Origin of the sequence: Streptomyces sp. NRRL WC-3549, assembly GCF_000721935.1 — a bacterium.
In the GTDB taxonomy this organism is placed as follows: Bacteria; Actinomycetota; Actinomycetes; order Streptomycetales; family Streptomycetaceae; genus Streptomyces.
On the sequence record NZ_KL585412.1, the window covers coordinates 53,086 to 56,304 of the forward strand.

3 protein-coding genes are annotated in these 3,219 nt (G+C 74.6%); all 3 read left to right on the forward strand.

Annotated elements, in window-relative coordinates; genetic code table 11:
- Nucleotides 1–1,451 (forward strand): serine/threonine-protein kinase (locus IH13_RS0120650; protein WP_031086577.1); only part of this gene is annotated, 1,451 nt, incomplete at its 5' end.
- A gap of 150 nt (nt 1,452–1,601) precedes the next feature.
- Nucleotides 1,602–2,258, forward strand: a complete 657-nt coding sequence (locus IH13_RS0120655) for a SurA N-terminal domain-containing protein (protein ID WP_031086579.1) — start codon at nt 1,602–1,604, stop codon at nt 2,256–2,258.
- 47 nt (nt 2,259–2,305) lie between these two features.
- On the forward strand, nt 2,306–3,219 hold a 914-nt coding region (locus IH13_RS0120660), incomplete at its 3' end, for a nucleoside triphosphate pyrophosphohydrolase (RefSeq protein ID WP_031086581.1).

Below are 3,219 nucleotides of genomic sequence, written 5' to 3' on the forward strand. Positions count from 1 at the left end.
CGGTGAAGCTGCTGCGCCCCGACCGGGTCGCCGGCCCCTTGGGCGGCGACGCCGCCGACGAACTGCGCCGCAGGTTCGTGCGGGAGTGCCGGGTCACCGCCCAGGTCGACCACCCCGGCCTGGTCACCGTGCACGACGCGGGCGGCGACGGCGACGACCTCTACCTCGTCATGCAGTACGTCGAAGGCGCCGACCTCGCCGACCACTTCGCCGAGCACGACCCCTACCCCTGGCCCTGGGCCGTCGCGGTCGCCGCCCAGCTGTGCGCCGTGCTCTCGGCCGTGCACGCCGTGCCGATCGTCCACCGCGACCTGAAACCGCGCAACGCCATGGTCCGGCCCGACGGCACCGTCACCGTGCTCGACCTGGGGGTCGCCTCCGTCCTGGACTCCGACACCACCCGGCTGACGCACACCGGTTCACCGATCGGCTCCCCGGCGTACATGGCGCCGGAGCAGGCGATGGGCGGAGCCGTCGGCCCGTACACCGACCTGTACGCGCTCGGGGTGCTCCTGCACGAACTGCTCAGCGGGAACGTGCCGTTCGCCGGATCCACCGCCCTCGGCGTGCTCCACCGCCACCTCTACGAACCGCCGATCCCGGTCCGCCACCTCCGGCCCGAGGTCCCCGAGGCGCTGGAGGCCCTCGTGCTGCGGCTGCTCGCCAAGGACCCGCAGCACCGTCCGGCCTCCGCCCAGGAGGTGTACGAGGCGCTGCGTCCGCTGCTGCCCGCCCAGGGGGACCCGGCCGGTCCCCTCGACCCGACCCGCCCGTTCCTGCGCCCCCAGGCGCCCTGGCCGGACCGGCCGGCCGCCCCGCCCGCCGCCGTCCCCGCCCAGCAGCCGCCCCCGGCCGCCGGCGCCCCCGCGGCGCCCGCCGGGCCGGACGTCGCGAAGGCGGTCGACGAGGTCAAGCAGCTGCTGAGCGAGGGCCGGATCACCCAGGCCGTCGACATCCTGGGCGGCATCCTCCCGGCCGCCGCCGCCGAACACGGCGAACGCTCCCCGGTGGTGCGGATCCTGCGCAAGCAGTACGCCGCCACCCTCATGGACGACGGGCAGTACCGCCGCGCCCTGCCCGAGCTGCGCCGCCTCGCCGACGACCGCGCCGCGGAGGCCGGACCGGCCGACGCCCAGACCCTCCAGTTCCGCTACGACGCCGCGCAGTGCCTGGAACAGCTCGGCGAGGCCGCCGCCGCGCTCGCCGAGTACCGCGCGGTCCTGCCGTACTACGAGAACGCCTACGCGGCACCGGCGGCCGACCCCGGCCGCGCCTTCGACATCCGGCACCGCATCGGCCACCTGCTGCTCGCGATCGGCGACCACGCGGCGGGACGCGCCCAGTTGCAGGCCCTGCTGTACGACGCCGAGCGGTCCTACGGGCCCCACCACCCGCTGCCGGCGGAGCTGCGCCGGCAGCTCAGCCACCAACAGGTCGTCCGGGGCGGCTGAACACCGGCCCGGACGGGCACCGGACGGCCCGCATCCCCAACTCCTCCCGAATCGTTGGTCGAATCAGTGGCCCCAGCCAGTTCCACTGCCTAACATCGATCAACGCAAGGCCTTGTGCACCGATGCACAATCTCTCCCCGGGAGGCTCCTTTGCACCGCCGCCGTCGCACCGCGCTCGCCGTAACCGCCGCAACGCTCGTCGCGGCGCCGCTCCTCTCCGCCTGCGGCGGTGAGGCGCATCCAGGGGCCGCGGCCGTGGTCGGCGGGGAGCGGATCGAGGTCTCCGCCGTCCAGGCGCAGGCGGCGGACGTACGGAGCGCCCAGGAGGCGTCCGAACGGTCCGAACAGCTGGTGAAGCAGTCGGGGCAGCTGACCCGGGCCAAGCTGCACAGCCTGATCTTCGGCCGTGTCCTGGACCGTGCCGCGAAGGACGCCGGCGTCGATGTCAGCCGCAAGGAGGTCCAGCAGGTCCGCACGGCGGCCACCGCGCAGTCCGGCGGCGACGCGGGGCTGCGGACGGTGATGCTGGAGCAGCGCTGGGTCGCCCCCGGCCAGATCGAGGAGGACCTCCGCAAGGAGGTCCAGCTCCCCAAACTGGCCCAGGCGCTCGGCGCGGACCTGCAGAGCCCGGCCGGCCAGCAGGTCGTCGGCGAGGCGCTCACCAAGGCATCGAAGGCCCTGCACATCGACGTCAACCCGCGGTACGGCAGCTGGGACGACGCGAAGGTGCAGCTGAGCACCTACGACGCCCCGTGGATCACCCAGGTCACCACCTTCGGGCAGCAGGAGCCCGAGGCCGGAGCCTGACCGGGGACGCGCGGCGCCCGCCCGCCCGGTCGCGGTAGGTTCGGCGTGTGAACGCTGAAGCTCCCGGCCGTGTCGTCCTGCTCACCGCAAGCCACCGGGTCGCCCCCGGACTGCTGTCCTGGCCCGCCTGGCAGACGCTGCACGCCGCCGACCGGGTGCTGTGCGCCGAGGCGGACCACCCGCAGCTGCCGTACCTGCGTGAGGCGGGTGTGAGCGTCGAACACCTGGTGCCGACGGCCGAGGAGCTGGTGGACGACTGCGCGGGCGGCCGGACCGTGGTGGTGCTGGTGGGCGGCGAGGGAAACCGGCCGCTCACCGACGGCCTGGCCCGGCTCGGGGGCTCGGGCCGGGTGCAGATGCCGGACCTGGAGCTGCTGCCCGGCTCGTACGACCTGCCGGGCGCCCGGTTCCTGGACCTGGTCCAGGTCATGGACCGGGTCAGGCTGGAGTGCCCGTGGACCTCGCAGAAGACCCACCGGGGCCTCGCCAGGTACGCGATCGAGGAGGCCTACGAGCTGGTGGAGGCCATCGAGGCCGGTGATCGCGAGGAGCTGCGCGAGGAGCTCGGGGACGTCCTGCTCCAGGTGGTCTTCCACGCCCGGATCGCCGAGGAGGACCCGGACGAGCCGTTCGCCGTCGACGACGTCGTGGCCACCCTCGTCGACAAGCTGATCCGCCGCCACCCCCATGTCTTCGGCGACGAGAGCGCGGAGACCCCGGACGACGTCCGCGCGCACTGGCTGCGCACCAAGGCCGTCGAGAAGCAGCGGGAGTCGGTCACCGACGGGGTGCCGCTGGGCCAGCCGGCGCTCGCCCTGGCGGCGAAGCTCGGCAGCCGGGCCCGTCAGGCGGGGGTCGACGTCCCGCTCCCGTCCGGTGACTCCGTCGGCCACCGGCTGCTCGCCCTGGCCGTACGCGCCGAGGAGGACGGCGCCGACCCGGAGGCCGCGCTGCGGGCCGC